The sequence below is a fragment of the Roseovarius sp. ZX-A-9 genome, from assembly GCF_028369135.1.
Classification (GTDB): Bacteria; Pseudomonadota; Alphaproteobacteria; order Rhodobacterales; family Rhodobacteraceae; genus Roseovarius.
The window spans coordinates 162,184-178,709 of the sequence record NZ_JAPWHW010000005.1 but is presented as its reverse complement, the minus strand read 5'-3'; the positions used below and the strand labels follow the sequence as shown (position 1 = coordinate 178,709).

At 60.9% G+C, this 16,526-nt stretch carries 15 protein-coding genes and 1 tRNA gene; 5 read left to right on the top strand and 11 right to left on the bottom strand.

Annotated elements, in window-relative coordinates; genetic code table 11:
- Positions 1–9: 9 nt before the first annotated feature.
- Complete coding sequence (locus O3306_RS06980; protein WP_272004937.1) at positions 10–606, bottom strand: uracil-DNA glycosylase family protein; 597 nt, start codon at positions 604–606, stop codon at positions 10–12.
- 225 nt (positions 607–831) lie between these two features.
- On the opposite strand from O3306_RS06980, the gene O3306_RS06975 reads away from it, so the two are divergent.
- Positions 832–1,623: an SseB family protein gene (locus tag O3306_RS06975; protein ID WP_272004935.1), complete on the top strand. Its 792-nt coding sequence runs from the start codon at positions 832–834 to the stop codon at positions 1,621–1,623.
- A 40-nt stretch (positions 1,624–1,663) separates the two neighbouring features.
- On the opposite strand, the gene O3306_RS06970 is transcribed toward O3306_RS06975, so the two are convergent.
- From O3306_RS06970 to O3306_RS06945, 6 genes are all read right to left on the bottom strand, one after another.
- Positions 1,664–2,596: a 2-hydroxyacid dehydrogenase gene (locus O3306_RS06970; protein ID WP_272004933.1), complete on the bottom strand. Its 933-nt coding sequence runs from the start codon at positions 2,594–2,596 to the stop codon at positions 1,664–1,666.
- Between the two features lie 9 nt (positions 2,597–2,605).
- A complete protein-coding gene (gene rodA / locus O3306_RS06965; protein WP_272004931.1) occupies positions 2,606–3,745 on the bottom strand; it encodes a rod shape-determining protein RodA in 1,140 nt (379 codons plus the stop codon).
- Positions 3,742–5,682, bottom strand: a complete 1,941-nt coding sequence (mrdA, locus tag O3306_RS06960) for a penicillin-binding protein 2 (RefSeq protein WP_272004929.1) — start codon at positions 5,680–5,682, stop codon at positions 3,742–3,744. The genes rodA and mrdA overlap by 4 nt, the downstream gene beginning before the upstream one ends.
- The gene (locus O3306_RS06955; RefSeq protein ID WP_272004918.1) at positions 5,679–6,218 is read right to left on the bottom strand and encodes a rod shape-determining protein MreD; all 540 of its coding nucleotides are present in this window, start codon (positions 6,216–6,218) and stop codon (positions 5,679–5,681) included. Before O3306_RS06955 ends, mrdA begins: the two co-directional genes overlap by 4 nt.
- Positions 6,211–7,128, bottom strand: coding sequence for a rod shape-determining protein MreC (gene mreC / locus O3306_RS06950; protein ID WP_272005042.1), 918 nt, complete (start codon positions 7,126–7,128; stop codon positions 6,211–6,213). Before mreC ends, O3306_RS06955 begins: the two co-directional genes overlap by 8 nt.
- A gap of 131 nt (positions 7,129–7,259) precedes the next feature.
- Positions 7,260–8,306 (bottom strand): rod shape-determining protein, encoded by a 1,047-nt coding sequence (locus O3306_RS06945; protein ID WP_272004916.1) that lies wholly within the window; start codon positions 8,304–8,306, stop codon positions 7,260–7,262.
- A gap of 520 nt (positions 8,307–8,826) precedes the next feature.
- Between O3306_RS06945 and O3306_RS06940 the strand changes: the two genes are divergently transcribed.
- Positions 8,827–9,681 (top strand): urea carboxylase-associated family protein, encoded by an 855-nt coding sequence (locus O3306_RS06940; RefSeq protein ID WP_272004913.1) that lies wholly within the window; start codon positions 8,827–8,829, stop codon positions 9,679–9,681.
- Positions 9,682–10,017: 336 nt separating this feature from the next.
- Here the strand turns inward: O3306_RS06940 and ctaD are convergent, their stop codons facing one another.
- From ctaD to lipB, 3 genes are all read right to left on the bottom strand, one after another.
- A complete protein-coding gene (gene ctaD / locus O3306_RS06935; RefSeq protein ID WP_272004911.1) occupies positions 10,018–11,691 on the bottom strand; it encodes a cytochrome c oxidase subunit I in 1,674 nt (557 codons plus the stop codon).
- Positions 11,692–11,946: 255 nt separating this feature from the next.
- Positions 11,947–12,774 carry a class I SAM-dependent methyltransferase gene (locus O3306_RS06930; protein WP_272004909.1) on the bottom strand — a complete coding sequence of 276 codons (828 nt, stop codon included), beginning with the start codon at positions 12,772–12,774 and terminating at the stop codon, positions 11,947–11,949.
- A gap of 136 nt (positions 12,775–12,910) precedes the next feature.
- A complete protein-coding gene (lipB, locus tag O3306_RS06925; RefSeq protein ID WP_272004907.1) occupies positions 12,911–13,567 on the bottom strand; it encodes a lipoyl(octanoyl) transferase LipB in 657 nt (218 codons plus the stop codon).
- Positions 13,568–13,677: 110 nt separating this feature from the next.
- Between lipB and O3306_RS06920 the strand changes: the two genes are divergently transcribed.
- Positions 13,678–13,763 (top strand) — tRNA-Leu (locus tag O3306_RS06920).
- A 626-nt stretch (positions 13,764–14,389) separates the two neighbouring features.
- On the top strand, positions 14,390–14,914 hold the full coding sequence (locus O3306_RS06915; protein ID WP_272004905.1) for a hypothetical protein: 525 nt from the start codon (positions 14,390–14,392) through the stop codon (positions 14,912–14,914).
- Between the two features lie 233 nt (positions 14,915–15,147).
- On the opposite strand, the gene O3306_RS06910 is transcribed toward O3306_RS06915, so the two are convergent.
- Positions 15,148–15,693 carry a YaeQ family protein gene (locus tag O3306_RS06910; protein ID WP_272004903.1) on the bottom strand — a complete coding sequence of 182 codons (546 nt, stop codon included), beginning with the start codon at positions 15,691–15,693 and terminating at the stop codon, positions 15,148–15,150.
- 420 nt (positions 15,694–16,113) lie between these two features.
- Here O3306_RS06910 and O3306_RS06905 point away from each other — a divergent pair, with 420 nt between their 5' ends.
- Positions 16,114–16,506, top strand: a complete 393-nt coding sequence (locus O3306_RS06905) for a DUF2946 family protein (RefSeq protein ID WP_272004901.1) — start codon at positions 16,114–16,116, stop codon at positions 16,504–16,506.
- The last annotated feature ends 20 nt before the right edge of the window (positions 16,507–16,526 follow it).

Genomic DNA, 16,526 nt, shown 5'->3' with positions numbered 1-16,526 from the left:
TCGGAAAGTTCAAGCCAGCGCCCGTGCCACTGCTCGGCGCAGATCGGGCAGAAGGTCGGTCTCGAACCACGGATTGCGCTTCAGCCACGCGGTGTTGCGCCATGACGGATGCGGCAGGGGAAAGGTGGCAGGCGCAAGATCGCGCCAACCGGCGACGACTTGCGTCAACGGCTTTGACGTGCCGAGGTGGCGTTTGATGGCGTAGCCGCCAACAACAAGCCGTAGCTTGACCTCGCCGATTTCAGCCAAGGCACGGTCATGCCATGTCTCCCAGCATATCGGCGGTGGGGGCAGGTCAGAGCCTTTGGCGTCATAGCCCGGCCAGCAGAAGGCGGTGGGCAGGATGCTGACGAGCCCCTGATCGTAGAATGTGGCCGAATTGATGCCCATCCAGTCACGCAGCCGATCTCCTGATCTGTCATTGAATGGTATGCCGGTTTCATGCACGCGCCGCCCCGGCGCCTGGCCCGCGATCAAGATACGAGTTCCGGGCTGAAACCACGGGACAGGTCGAGGGCGGTTGCGGGTCGCCGTCGCGGCAAAGCGGTCACGGCAAAGTGTGCAGCCGTTGATTTCTTTGACGAGGGATGTGGGGCGGGTGAGCATTATGGTCAGGATGTAGTTTGTTCGCAGCGCGATGGTAGCTTTGTTGAAGCAGTTGTCGCAATCAAGCAAGGACAGGGTGCTGGAAAGCAACGTCACAATGTCGCGCTGACAAACGTACATCTACAGGAGCGAACCGCACGATTTTGCAGCCGGGCCAGTTCCATTGGGGCACGATACCCTGATACGGTCAGGCTGGCTCGGGAGTGCTAAAGGAGATGACGCAGAATGGATGAAACACCGCTGGATACCGCGCATGCGGCGATGCAGGTGGCACCCGAGGCCGTCGCACCGCGCATGGCCTTTTACCAGACCCTCGCCGATACCGAGCTTTACCTGCTGTTGGAGTCCGAAGCCGAGGGCGGCGAAATCACCCCGCAGATCTATACCGTCGAGGACAATCAATATGCCTTGGCTTTCGATGACGCGGCTCGGCTTGCGGAATTCGCCGAAGGGGCCGCACCTTACGCGGCGCTGCCGGGCCGGGTGCTGGCGCAGATGCTGGGCGCGCAGGCGATCGGCGTTGGCGTCAATCTGGGCGTCGCGCCGTCGTCGATCCTGATCCCGCCCGAAGCGTTGAGCTGGCTGGTCGACACGCTGGCGCAGCCCGACCCGGCCCAGACAGAGGTGCGGGCCGAAGCGCTGGCGGCACCGGGTGACCTGCCCGAGGCGCTGTTGAAGGCGCTTGATGCCAAGCTGGCGCGCGCCGGCGGGTTGGCGCGTTCGGCCTATATGGCGAGCCTGAGCTTTGCCGGTGGCGGGGCAGGGCATCTGCTGGCCTTCGTGGATGCGGTGCCCGGCGCGCAGGATGCGCTGGCCCGGTCCATTTCCGAGGCGCTCGTTTTCTCGGGTGTCGAGGCGGGGGCGCTCGATGTGGCGTTCGTGGCATCGGATGATCCGGTCGCCGCAAGGCTGGCGCGGGTCGGACTGCGCTTTGATCTGCCCGCGCCACAGGCGCCCGAGCGGTCTACGCCTGCTGCGCCGGGGACGGACCCCGACAGGCCGCCGATCCTGAAGTAACCCGCTCTTTCGCCCTTGCCGGCGGCCTCGCGGCGGTTGCTCAGTAGCCGGATCCGCGATCGACCAGATGCACGAAGGGCTCGCCTGCTTCACCCCGACGGATGTTTTCGGCGATCACCCGAGAGGCCGTGCCGGGGCGCGTCTCGGAGGCGCAATGCGGGGTCACGGTCACTTTGGGATGGGCCCAGTAGGGATGATCCTTTGGCAGCGGTTCCGTGCGGAACACATCAAGCGTGGCATGCCCGATCTGGCCACTGTCCAGTGCAGCCAGCAATGCGTCATCGTCGATCAGCGGCCCGCGTCCGGGGTTCAGGATTATCGCGCCACGCGGCAGTAGAGCGAGGGTTTCGGCGTTCAGCAGATTTTCGGTTTCCGACGTCAGCGGCAGCAGCAGCACGACGATCTCGGCTGTGCTGAGCGCCCGGCGCAAGCCGTCCGCGCCATGCAGGCATGTGACGCCTTCGATGGATTTTTCGGACCGGCTCCAACCGGTCACCGGAAAGCCAAGCCGGGTGAGTGCCTGCGCACAGGCTGTTCCCAGTTCACCAAGGCCCAGCATCGTTACAGGCCGATCATAGGCCAACGGCGGAGTGTTGGTGCGCCAGACACCGTCCTGCCCATGAATATACGTATCAATGCTCAGATGATGGCGTAGCGTATGCCCTGTCACCCATTCGACCATGCCTTGCGACAGCCCATCATCGACCATCCGTGCCAGTGGCTGCGTAAGGGTTTTGTTTCCCACCACATCCTCGACCCCGGCCCAGAGGTTCAGCACCGCCTTGGCGCGTGTGTAGGGGGTGAAGTCCTGCACAGAGCTGTTGGGCGCGTAGACGATATAATCCACCTCTTCGGGGGCGATGTCAGTGCCCAGATTTGCCGAAATGCCAACGTCGGCCAGCGCGGCGCGCAAGGGGGCTTCGTAAGTAACCCAGCGCTCTGGCTTGGCGGCAAAAAGAATATTGATGGGCATACAGAAAATTTACCTTGGTCTGTGGACATGTGCGCTCTGGACCATGCCAAAGCCGAGCAGCAGTATCAACATGGCCGAGCCGCCATAGCTGACCAGTGGTAGCGGCACGCCGACGACAGGGGCCAGCCCCATCACCATCGACATGTTGACGGCGAAGAAAAGAAAGAAGGTCGCGGCGATCCCGAAGGTCAGCAAAGACGAGAACCGGTCGCGATTGGCCAGCGCCGATGAGATGCAGAAGACGACGATCAAGGCATAAAGACCCAGCAGAGAGATCGCCCCGACAAACCCGAATTCCTCGGCCAGCGTGGTAAAGATGAAATCGGTATGTTTCTCGGGCAGGAAGTTCAGCCGGGATTGCGTGCCCTGCATGAAGCCGCGCCCGGTCCAACCGCCGGAGCCGAGCGCGATCTTCGACTGGGTGATGTGGTAGCCCGCGCCCAACGGGTCGCTGGATGGGTCGAGGAATGTGTCGATCCGGCGAAACTGGTAATCGGCCAGCAATTGCCAGTCGGTGCCGCGGCTCTTGAACACCGCTGTCACAAGGCCAATCCCCGCCGTGGCCACGGCCGCAAAATAGGCCCAGTGCACACCGGCAAGAAACATCATGATCCCACCGGCGGCGATCAACAGGATCGCGGTTCCGAGGTCGGGTTGCTTGAGCACCAGATAGACCGGCACCATGATCAGGATGACAGGAACGATCACCCAGACCGGGCGCGATGTGCGCCCCAGCGGCAGCCAGTCGTAATAGGCTGCCAGCAGCATCACCAGCGTGATCTTCATCAGTTCTGATGGCTGCAGGCGCATTACGCCCAGATCGATCCAGCGTTGTGCGCCCATGCCCACGCTGCCGAACAATTCCACCGCCACCAGCAACGCCAGCGAGCCGGCATAGGCGACCACCGAGATGTTGCGCCAGAACCAGATCGGCACCATCGCCACGGCCATCATCAGGACGAATCCGAAAGCAAAACGCTTCATCTGGGCTGCCGACCAGGGCGTGTAAGAGCCGCCCGCGACGGAATAGAGCATCAGGAACCCGATGCAGGCCACCGCCGTAAGCAGCAATGCGAGCGGCCAGTTGACATAGAGGATCTTGCGCGGGCCGGTCGGAACGGTCTTGACCGTGTATTCAAGGTAGCTCATGCCCGGTCCCCCTCTGTTTCGGCCCGGCTCAGTTGATCCTCGCGCAGCTTTTTCTGCTGGGCCCGGATGCGCGGGCGGTCCTTGCTCGGGTAGGCTTCGAGCGGGGGATCTTCACCGAAGAGCGCCTGCAACGTGATGTCGCGGGCGATGGGCGCCGCGGTCGTTGATCCGCCGCTGCCATGTTCGACCACGACCGAAACGGCGATCTTGGGCGAGTCGAACGGAGCGAAATTGACAAACAGAGCATGATCTCGCCGCTCCCAAGGCAGGTCGCGGTTATTGACCACGCCCGAGGCGCGCTCGGCTGCGGTGATGTTGCGGACCTGGCTGGTGCCGGTCTTGCCGGCCATGCGAAAGGCGTCGTGGATGATCCGGCTCCTATAGGCTGTGCCTCGCCGGTTGTTGGATACCTCGAACATCGCGCGGCGTATCTGTCGCAGATTGTTTTCGTTCAGGCCAAGAGATTCGCCGCGTCCGGTGGGCGTCTCCACCCCGTCGATGGATTTGATCAGCCGCGGCTGCACGGCCCGACCGGTTGCGATCCGCGCTGTCATGATTGCCAGCTGCAAGGGCGACGCCAGCGTAAAGCCTTGCCCGATTGCAGAGTTCACGCTGTCGCCGATTACCCATTCCTGCCCGCGCGTGTTGCGCTTCCAGTCCTTGGTTGGCATCAGACCCTTGGCGACGCTGGTCATCGGCAGGTCGTGCTGTACCCCGAGCCCGAGGCGGTTGGCCATTGAGGTGATCTTCTCGATCCCGGTGCGCAGCGCCATTTCGTAGAAATAGACGTCGCAGCTTTCGCGCAGCGATTGCTGCAGATCGACATTGCCATGTCCGGCGCGACGCCAGCAGTGGAATCTGCGGCCGCTCACTTCCAGATGGCCGGGGCAATACACGGTGTCGTCCGGCTGTGCCTGCCCATCCTCCATGGCGGCCAGTGCCGTCACCATCTTGAAGGTCGAGCCCGGCGGATAGACGCCCTGAACCGCCTTGTTCGGCAGCGGGCGATATTTGTTGTCCAGCAGCGCACGATAATCAGCAACCGAAATCCCCTGCACGAAAAGGTTCGGGTCGAACCCCGGCGTCGAGACACTGGCCAGGATATCGCCCGTCTCGCAATCGATCACGACTGCCGCAGCGCTTTCGCCCGAGAGCCGTGCATTGATATAAGATTGCAGCGCACTGTCGGTGGTGATCTGGATATCCTTGCCCGGCTCGCCCTCGCGACGGCTGAGTTCGCGCATGACGCGGCCTGCGGCGTTCTGCTCGACCCGTTTCGTGCCGGCCTTGCCGCGGAGCATGTCCTCGCGCTGTTTTTCCAGCCCTACCTTGCCGATCTGAAACCGCGGAATCAGCAGCAACTGGTCGGGCGCGTCGATCTTTTCGAGGTCATAGTCGCTGACCGGGCCGACATACCCAACCAGATGCGCATATTCGTCGCGCATCGGATAGCGGCGTGACAGGCCCACTTCGGGACGCACGCCGGGCAGGGCAGGGGCGTTGACGGCAACGCGGCTCAGGGCCTCCCAACTGACCCGGTCGGCGATGGTAACCGGGTGCAGGGACGAGCGGCGCATTTCCTCACGCGCGCGCTCCAGTTCGTCGGGGTCCAACTCGACCAGTTGTGACAGGCGGGCGATCACCTCTTCCACGTCGCCGGCTTCTTCGCGCTCCATCATGATCCGGTAGGAGGGGACATTGGCGGCCACGACCAGGCCATTGCGGTCGAAAATCTCGCCACGGGCCGGTGGGATCAGGCGGATCTTGATCCGGTTCTCATCGGCCAGAAGGCGGAACTGATCGGCCTCCTCGACCTGCAGATGGCGCATGCGCCAGCCAAGCAGCCCCAGAAAACCGGCCTGCCCCGCCCCGAGGATCAGGCCACGTCGGCTGATACGCTTGTGGCTGAGAATGGTCTCGCGTCCCGGGCGCCTCATGCGTGTTGCCTCATTCTGACCGACTCGCCCGGTTTGATCTTGCGCAGGCCCAACAGTACGAACGAGGTCATCACCACCAGGGGATAGATCGCTATGGTCGCGATTACTTGCATCAGGCTCAGGCCAAGCGGTGCCTGATCCACCAGCAATACAGCCAGCGTCAGACGTTCGGCCAGCGTGAGGATCACAAGGACGATGCTGACGGTCAGCCATTCGGGGCCGAACCCCTGATCGCGCAGTCCCGGTGCGCGCGCTTTCAGCGCCTCGGTGCCCATCAGTGCCAGCGCGGCCCATAGCCCGGGCGGGCGCTGGAACAGCAAATCCGCCAGCAGCACCATCGCGGCGATCAACAGCGCGGGCGCAAATTCCGGCCGCCGCAGGACCCATGCACAGCTGAGCGCAAGGATCAGGTCCGGCCCCGCCCAGCCACGCGGCAGCGTATCCAGTGGCAGCAGGCGCCAGAAGATCACAATCAGGCAGAGCACGACAAAGAGCGCGCGCATCGACCAGAGCCGGACCTGGGTCAGTTCAGCCATCGCTGCGCTCCACTTCCGTGGGGTCAGCGGGCAGCGTGCTTCCCGGCAGGGACGCGGGGGCGATCATCTCGCCGGGCGTTTCGATCTGTTCGCTGCCATGATCGCGCAGAACCCGCAGAAATTCGAGCCGCTCATAGTCGGCCGCCAGCCGCAGACGCCTGCGTCCGCCGGGGTCCTCGGCGATGCTGCCCACCAGCAGCCCGGCCGGAAAGACGCCGCCATCGCCCGAGGTGATCACCCTGTCACCGGGGCGCACTTGGCCCGCATCCTCGAGAAAGTCGATCAGCGGCGCGGCGGTGTTGTCGCCCATCACCAGCGCGGATTGCCCGGATGGCTGCACGATCACTGGTATCCGGCTGGAGGTATCGGTCAGCAACAGAACGCGCGACGTGTTTTGGCCGACACCGGATATGCGTCCGACCAACCCCAACCCGTCCATCGCCGCCCAGCCATCGACGATGCCATCGCGCGCGCCGACGTTCAGGACCACCGACTGCCGAAAGGGTGATCCGCTGTCTGCGCTGACCATACCCGTCACGAAGGTCAGGCGCGGATCAAGCCGCACGTTGTTGAGATCGAGCAGGCGGGCGTTTTCCTGCTCCAGTTGCAGGGCGGCTTCTTTCCATGCCTTCATCTGCTGCAATTCGCGGCGTAGCTCCTGATTTTGCTTGTAGATACGATCGTAGCTTTGAAAGTCACGGACCACGTTCACAAAGCCGGTAACAGGGGCGAACAGCCAGTCGAAATTCGGCACCACCGTGTCGACCACCTGTGCTCGAAACCGTTCTACGCGCGGACTGTCGATTCGCCACAGTAAAAACAAGCCCAGCAGGCATGCCAGCAGGACCCCTGTCAGCAGCCGCTTCAGAGGGCCGGTAAAATCGTCGCTGTGTGTCCTGTCCTTGGCCAACAGGTGCCTCATTCGGTCAGGTGTGGCGGGGCATCAGCCAGTCGCGCAACACATAGCACGAAACGCCGCCAATGCAGAAGTTTTGAGCGCGGCCTGAAGGTGCCCCCGTAAAGGCGGGCATCGGGGCTGCCTCAGCTGTCGTAGTCGATGGCGTGGCGCAATTGTTTTTCGAATTCAAGCGCTTTGCCGGTGCCCAATGCTACGCAATTCAGGCTCTCGTCGGCGATCGATACCGCAAGGCCGGTCTGCTCGCGCAGCGCCAGATCAAGATCGCCCAGCAGCGCGCCGCCCCCGGTCAGCATCACGCCGCGGTCGACGATATCGGCGGCCAGGTCGGGCGGTGTCGCTTCCAGCGCGGTCATCACGGCCTCGCAGATCTGCTGCACCGGTTCGGCCAGCGCTTCGGCAACCTGGGCCTGACTGATCTCGATTTCCTTGGGCACACCATTGAGCAAGTCGCGGCCGCGCACCTGCATCGAGGCACCACGTCCGTCATCGGGCATGCGCGCAGTCCCGATCGAAGTCTTGATCCGCTCCGCAGTCGAATCGCCTACCAGCAGGTTTTGCTGGCGGCGCAGATAGTTGATGATCGCTTCATCCATCCGGTCGCCACCCACCCGGACCGAGCGCGCATAGACGATATCGCCCAGGCTGAGCACGGCAACCTCGGTGGTCCCGCCACCGATATCCACCACCATGTTGCCGGTGGGGTCCGTGATCGGCATGCCGGCCCCGATGGCGGCGGCGATCGGTTCGGCAATCAGGCCGGCCCGACGGGCACCGGCGCTGAGCACCGAAGTCCGAATGGCGCGTTTTTCGACAGGTGTCGCGCCGTGCGGCACGCAGACGATGATCTTGGGTTTGGAAAACGTTGAACGTTTGTGCACCTTGCGGATGAAATGCTTGATCATCGCCTCGGCGGCCTCAAAATCGGCGATCACCCCTTCGCGCATCGGGCGGATCGCCTCGATGCTGCCGGGGGTGCGGCCCAGCATCAGCTTGGCGTCTTCGCCAACGGCAAGCACCTTTTTGACGCCATCCTTGACGTGATAGGCCACGACCGATGGTTCACTCAGGATCACACCGCGCCCCTTGACGTAGACCAGCGTATTCGCGGTCCCGAGGTCAATGGCCATGTCGGATGTGAATAGGCCGGGAATTCTGCTCAATATCGACATGATGTCGGAATCCTGTGGTGAAACGTATCTCGGGTCCGTGACTTTGAGGTCCGAACCAGATGTCCTTATAGAGTGGGCACCGGGGCGGATAAAGGGGTCGTTTTGGTATTGTAAGCGCCAAGCCGCCGGTGCGCCAAATGGTTGAGGCGCCGCAGCGGTGGCGATGAACCATTTCGGCGTCGCCCGAGCCATCAATCAAAGGCGAAATGCAGCCACCCATTCAGTGTCACAGGCGGTTTGGGAAAATCGGTGATTCAGGTTCGCTGTGAAACACTATAAGCTGTCCCGGCAAATGAAGGGGCGCAAATGTTAATCATCATCGGCCTTATCCTGGCCTTCGTTCTGGTGCTCATCTTTTCGAATCGACGGACCCGCAACTGCCGCTGGCGCGAGGATCGCGCGCAGGATGTGGGAGGCGCCCGGTACTATCGTTGCATGGCCTGCGGGGGCGAGGCCTTTACAACCAATGGCAAACCGCCTTTGGATTGTCAGAGAAAACCCTCTGAGATGTGAGCCACCCATGACCGAACACACCCCCGAACCGGATGACGCCGCCGCCCGCCGTGCCATGGTGCCGGTGATCTGCTATCCCAACGAAACCCTGCCGGCGCCCGATCTGGCACTCTACGCGCGGGCAAGGGAGGGTGCCGCCAAGATCGACGAGGTGATCGTGCCGCCGCGTGAAGCGGCGTGTTTTCGCGTGGCGGCGGGGCAGTTCTTTCGCATCACGTCGATTGACGGCCCGCAGGTCGGTGATCTGAACCTGTGGAATGCAAATGATCTGGGCGAGCGATTCTATTCGGGCAAGACGCGCGCGCTGCACGGCACGCACCTGACGACGGGCGAGCGGATGTGGTCCAGCTTTCCGCATCTGCGGCCGATGGCGACGATCACGGGCGATACGCTGGGCTGGTATGGTATGGATGAATTCGGTGGCTCGGTGCATGATGTTATCGGCACGCGCTGCGATCCCTATACAGGTAACCTGTTATCTGGTGCGCAGTATCATCATTGCTGTCATTCGAACCTGACGCGCGCGCTGGCCGACGAAGCGGGGATTTCCCTGCAAGAAGCGGAGGGCCATGTGCATGATGTTCTCAATGTCTTCATGTGTACCGGGTTCACTCGCGACACCGGCCAGTATTTCATGAAGGCCAGCCCGGTGCGCCCCGGTGATTATCTTGAATTTTTTGCCGAGATCGACCTGCTGGGCGCGCTCAGCGCGTGCCCGGGCGGTGACTGTTCTGCCGAGCATACCAGCGATGCTGCAGCTTGTTTTCCGCTACGGGTCGAGGTGTTCGCGCCACAAGAGGCTGCGCTGGCAGGCTGGGAAAGCCCGCCGGTCAACGGCTATGACGGCAGCCACGGGCGATAGGGATCGAATTCACGGATGGTAATCCGCCGGGCCAGTGGCGTGGGTTGACCGGACGGCGTCTAGCCCTGCGGGCGCCCGCTCACGAATTCCACGCTGACCGACAGGCCGTCAGAGGATGACGCAGCGTCCAGATTCGATACCAACTCGGCGCTGACAACCTGCGGGATCAAAAGAATCCAGCGCGCCGGTGTCCGGCACTGCGTCGTTCGGCAGGCAAGCGATGCGGTGGCAGGCAGACCCGTGTCGCGAGTGGCTGATCCCGGAGAGAAGCACTGCAAAGCAAAAGGCCCCGGAGATATCTCCGGGGCCTTTTTTCTGTCTCGGGTGCCAGACGCTTTAGTGGGCGTGGCTCTTGTCCCAGTCTTCCTGCTTGGGCAGGATCTCGAACGTGTGCTCGGGCGGCGGTGAGGATACCGTCCATTCCAGCGTGTCGGCGTATTCGTTCCAGTAGTTGTTCTCGGTCACTTTCGCGCCGCGGAAGAGCGAGTAGAACACGATACCAAAGAAGAATACGAAGCTGGCAAAGCTCATGAATGCGCCCACGGATGACCAATAGTTCCACGTGGCGAATGCCTCGGGGTAGTCGATGTAGCGGCGCGGCATGCCCTGACGACCCAGGAAGTGCTGCGGGAAGAATGTCAGGTTTGCACCGATGAACATCACCCAGAAGTGCAGCTTCCCTGCCCATTCGGGATATTGACGGCCCGTGATCTTGCCGAAGTAGAAGTAGACGCCAGCGAAGATCGCAAAGATCGCGCCAAGGCTCATCACGTAGTGGAAGTGAGCCACAACATAGTAGGTGTCGTGATAGGCCCGGTCGAGACCAGCTTGAGAAAGCACAACACCGGTCACGCCGCCAATGGTGAACAAGAACAGGAAGCCGAACGCCCAGAGCATCGGTGTCTTGAACTCGATCGAACCGCTCCACATCGTTGCGATCCAGCTGAACACCTTCACGCCCGTCGGCACCGCGATGACCATCGTCGCCATCATGAAGTAGCTTTGCTGCGTCAACGACAGGCCAACCGTGTACATGTGGTGTGCCCAGACGATGAAGCCGAGCGCGCCAATGGCGATCAGGGCCCAGACCATCGGCAAGTAGCCAAAGATCGGTTTGCGGCTGAACGTCGAGATGACGTGGCTGATGATGCCAAAGCCGGGCAGGATGATGATGTACACCTCAGGGTGACCAAAGAACCACAGGATGTGCTGGTAGAGGATCGGATCACCCCCGCCTGCCGGATCAAAGAAGGTCGTGCCGAAGTTGCGGTCTGTCAGCAGCATGGTGATCGCGCCCGCCAGAACCGGCAGTGCCAGAAGGATCATCCAGGCAGTGACAAAGATCGACCACGAGAAGAGCGGCACCTTGAACAGGGTCATGCCCGGTGCGCGCATGTTCAGGAAGGTGGTGATCATGTTGATCGCACCAAGGATCGACGAAGCGCCCGAAAGGTGCACGGCAAAGATTGCCAGATCCATCGAAATACCCGCCTCGGTGGTCGAGAGCGGCGGATAAAGCACCCAGCCCACACCGGAGCCGAGCTGTCCGTTGCCGCCTGGCGTCAGCAGCGAGGCCACCCCAAGCGATGTACCGGCCACGTAGAGCCAGAAGCTGAGGTTGTTCATCCGCGGGAACGCCATGTCCGGCGCACCGATCTGCAGCGGCATGAAGTAGTTGCCAAACCCACCGAAGAGTGCCGGAATCACGACAAAGAACATCATCAGGACGCCGTGATAGGTGATCATCACGTTCCACAAATGCCCGTTCGGCGTACATTCGCCCGCAGCCGCCGCGGTGAACCGCGCGCCTTCGAGGCACATATACTGTACCCCCGGTTCCATGAGTTCCAGCCTCATGTAGACTGTGAACATGACCGAGATCAGCCCGACAACTGCCGAGGTGACAAGGTAAAGGATACCGATATCCTTGTGGTTCGTGGACATGAACCAGCGCGTGAAGAAGCCGCGCGAGTCGTGGTGCTCATGGCCATGAATGGCTGCATCTGCCATTGGGTGCCTCCTAAGTGGTCTGTTGCCGGGCAAATAGCGTGGAATTGTGCGTGCCCTGACTTCCAAGTGGTTTTAGTGCGCCGTGGCGGCGTGGGCAATGTCAGAGTCGGGCCAACGGCGATAAATATTGTCGAATATTGTCGCACCCCTATTGGAATCTGCGCCCGAAATACCTTTGCCGGCATCTGTGCGCTGAATTTCGAGGCCCGGCAATCAGTGCCAGGCCTTTCGTTGTTCGGGCGCCCCACCAGCCTGTCAGGCTTGGGCGGGCTCCGCCCTGCGCGCCTTTTTCGCGGACGTCCGGGATTTGGCGGTTGGCTTGCTGGCGGTCTTGGCCGCCGATTTGGTAACACCCTTTGACGGTTTGCGGCTGGTCGCCTCGGGTTGGGGTGACGGCGCATCCGCGATCTGGAAAACGCAGAGCTTGCTGCGTTTGCGCCGGATCGTCTTGGTAAAGAAGAATTCCTTGACGTCGAGATAGCTGCGCACCCGCTCTGCGGTTTCGTCGGTGACCACATCATCAGCCACGAATACGCAACCGGGTGCCACAAGCTCGGCCAGGCGGGGCATGTTGCGCTCGATTTCGGCGAAGTCATGCAGCGCATCGCAGAAGATCATGCTGTATTTGCGCTGGATCGGGCTATCGACGATATCGCCGCGCATGATGGTTGTGGTGTAACCCAGAAGATCGTTCATTTTCAGATTGTTGATCATGACGGCATTTGATCCGCCAGGGTGCAGGATCGCTTCGGCCACGCGGCCCTTGTCATGGTCTAGGCGCAGCGGTTGATTGAACCGTTCCTGCCATTCCTCGGCGCTGGCGATGCCAAAGTCGATGATGTCGTATTTCACCCGCGAGCCACCCGCCGCTTCGCGGTCGCGCAAACCGGCGGCAATCGCTGTGCTCGATCGCCCGAGCCATGGCCCGACTTCCAGAACGTCGCCGGTGGTGCGTCGCGCCGCGTTATAGATCGCCTGAAGATCGCTGGCCGACATCCAGCCATTGGGAAAGCCCCTGGGCACGCTGGGCAGCGGGTGTTCAAGGAACGCATTTATCCTGTTGGGATCGGTGATTTCTGACATCTTACTGCCTCCGCCCTATGTCCATTTGCTGGATCATTGCAGTGAAATTGACGGGTAGAAGGGCGCATTGCAAGGTTTTTGCACGGTGTCGCACCGCATCGTGCCCGATTTTGGAGCCCATTCCGTGGGCGGTGCTTCAGCCCGGCGTGCCGAACACGCCATCAAAGGTCTGACGCAATGCCACATCCACGTCTTCCATCGCCACCGGCAGGCCCAGGTCAACGAGGCTGGTCACGCCGTGGTCAGTGATTCCGCAAGGCACGATACCGCTGAAATGCTCCAGATCCGGTTCGACGTTGATCGAGATGCCGTGGAAACTGATCCATTTGCGCAGGCGGATGCCGATGGCAGCAATCTTGTCCTCGGTCACTGCGCCGGTGGCGCTGCGTGGCTTCTCGGGGCGTTCGACCCAGACGCCGACGCGGCCCGCTCGGATTTCGCCGCGCACGTTGAAACGCTCCAGCGTGGCGATCACCCATGCCTCAAGCTGCCGGACAAAGGCGCGCACGTCACGGCCACGCCGCCCGACATCGAGCATGACATAGACGACACGCTGGCCGGGGCCGTGATAGGTGTACTGCCCGCCGCGCCGCGCCTCATAAACCGGAAAGCGGTCCGGGTCGGTCAGATCGGCAGGATTGGCCGATGTGCCCGAGGTATAGAGGGGCGGATGCTCGACCAGCCAGATCATCTCGTCGGCGTCGCCCCGGGCTATCGCTTTGACGCGCGTTTCCATCACGTGCAAAGCGTGTTCGTAATCTGTCAAACCGTCAGAGATGACCCATTCCACCATACCCGCCTGATACAGCGCGCCCGCGCGGTTGAAAAGCCGCTGTGATAGGTGCGAATTTGGCCTTCACAAACCTCTTCGGGTCAGCTAAACGCCTCTGACCATCACGGATTGCGGTCGTGGCGGAATGGTAGACGCGCAGCGTTGAGGTCGCTGTGGGGTAACACCCGTGAGAGTTCGAGTCTCTCCGACCGCACCACTTTTTTGCTTGAGGCCCATATTTTCATGCAAGGAAAAGAAGGGCCACGATTGCAGCCCCTCAGGACGTGCCTCGCTTGGCGCCGGTCCGCTTGATCAGCAACTCCAGATCGGCCACCTTCACCAGAGAGGCCCCACCAAGCCGGTTATCGTCACTTTCTTGGATTTCGCCAACCGGTGGTTTGCCGCAGCGTCACGCCCAAAAACTCCGTCCTCTTAAGGCATGCATGGCCCGCGGCATCTCTGTAGGTCTGCCGGCACCCATGCCGGACTGATGGTGTGGCTTCCCAGTCCATCTCCGGTCACATCGTCGACTAAACTTCAAGAAATTCATGCGTGGTGCGGCGAAGGTCCGGGGCTGCCCTGATTGCCTCGGCCGCTCGCGGCGCTTTCCGCCCTTTGAGAAGTGCGCCGCAGCCGTCATTTGGGTTAAGCGTAGGCGACGCCTCCTGCTGGAGGCACGCGCAACCGAATTCTATCCCCCCCCAAATAGGCGCAAGCAGCCCGGCACGCCTGTAGACCGAGAACTTGGCTTCCAAGGCCAGATCTTGCATTCCGTGGGCGTTTCGCGGGATACGGACGCGCAAAGACCCATCTCGGGCGGACAATCGAAAGTCGAAAACAACAATGCCCCAGGCCGACCAACTCAAAACAGATTGTTCGAAATGCGCAGCTCTTTGCTGCGTCGTGCTTGCCTTCGACAAAGGTGAGGATTTCGCATTCGACAAGAACCCGGGGGAACCGTGCAGGAATCTGTCGGGGCACAGTTGCTCAATCCATGACAAGTTAAAGCAGGATGGTTTTCCGGGCTGCGTTGCCTACGATTGTCTCGGCGCCGGAAACCGAGTTGTTCAGGAAGTATTCGGGGGGCGAACTTGGCAAAACGAACCCCGCCTCATGCCAGTGATGATGGAAGCTTTCTCAGGCATGCGCGAGGTCCACAAACGGATAGACTTGCTGCGTGCCGCCGAGGCCCTGCCGCTAGAGCCGCGCGACAAACAGACACGTCAAGGCTTCCTCGCTCGCCTCGAGCAGCACAGGTGGAGCGGACCCGAACTCAATGAGTTCGAGGTGGGGCTCGCGTTGGAGATCGACATCTTTTTCCACGGGATCAGGAAATATGTGCCCGCCTCCTTTCCCGCCGGAAGGTGAGATTGGCAGTGGAAGCTGCGGAATTGCTCTTATCAAAGTGAAGGTCGTCGATGTCATTGCGTCTGGCCAGATCTAAGAACGAGCGTCTATGCGGCAAAGCAAGACTCAGAAACCTGTACGCTTCGAGATATCTAAAGGCACCCAGGCGTCGCTCGACAAATGGATGCAACACCCATTGATGGTAGGGTCAGAATATCTTCTGTCGGGCCGTTCACACCGACGGCAACTCTGCATCACGCAGCGCTTTTCCATTTTACGGGGGTAACGTAAGCGACGCTGTCATCAACACTGATCATCACATCGCCGTCCTGAATGTTGACCTGGAGCTTCATCGCGCGGCTTGCCAGATTGGCCAGTGCGCCTGTTTCGGCTTCGGAAAAATTTGTCACATGGAGATTGTCAAAACGGGTGGTGCTGTTCTTGACCTTGTCCCACCACATCTCGGCAGTCCTGCCACCATAGGGGTAGATGATCACCTTGCCGGCCTTGCCACAGGACTGACGGATCACCTTCTCGCTTGGAAGGCCCAACGCCACCCACACATCAATCTCTCCGCTCAGGCTCTTCTGCCAGATGTCTGGCTCGTCATCCGTTGAGAGGCCCTTGGTCATTTCCAGATGCTCATGGGCATTCAGCGCAAAAGCGAGAATGCGCACCATCAGTCGTTCATCCGTCTCTGAGGGATGTTTGGCCACGGTCAGTTTATGGGTCTCGTAATAGTGACGATCCATGTCAGAGACCGAGAGTTCAACTTTATAAATAGTGGCCTTTTGCGCCATGATTTGTTCCAAATCTTCAAAGATTGGAATGCCTACTCCGTCTGCCGACTTTTGGAAAGGATATACAACCGCTGCGCCTGAAGCGGGGCAACACGAAGCGTGAATGCGAGCATGTCGTTTCCGGTTCTGAGAAATGCGACATGATGGTCTCAAATCAACGGGTCCATAAAGTTTTCGCCCAGAGCCGACATCAGCGTGGTCCCGGGCGAGGGTCGGATATCCGGTCGATCCCTTCCGTTGTACCCGTTGTCGATTGGCATTCTGACGAACAGCGAAACAAGTGAAAACCGCTAGCATGATGCGTGTGGTCGACATTTTACTCTTGCTGGCTGTTCGCATGAAAGCCATCAAAGGAGCAGCCGACTGTGCGGCAATTGTTCACCTTGCCAATTCACATCTTCGTGACAGATAAACTGCCCTATGAAATCGCGCCTGATCCTACCAGCCAATCCCAGCGGGCTTTTGGCGTTTATGCTGTCCGCGCTGCTTGCGGTACAGGTCGCGGTTGCGTTCCTGCCGGTCGAGGCCGTGAATGACGATGGCGCCTCGGGTTTCAGTATCGTCATCTGCTCGGACGGCGGTACGCGCACAATTTCGATGCCTGCGAACGACGATGATGCAGACGGTACGCCCATGCCGAACGGGCATTGCCCGCTCTGTATCGTGTCGGCGGCCGTGCTCGACTGCGGTTTGGAACCTGTCGATGCAAGTCGCATCATATCGACATTGCGGTATGGCTACACCCCCTCGCCCCAGACCCGTGGCCAGCATGGCGACTGGCTTGATGCCATTCGCGCTCCACCATTCGGTTAATGTTGCCAGACATCTTCGCG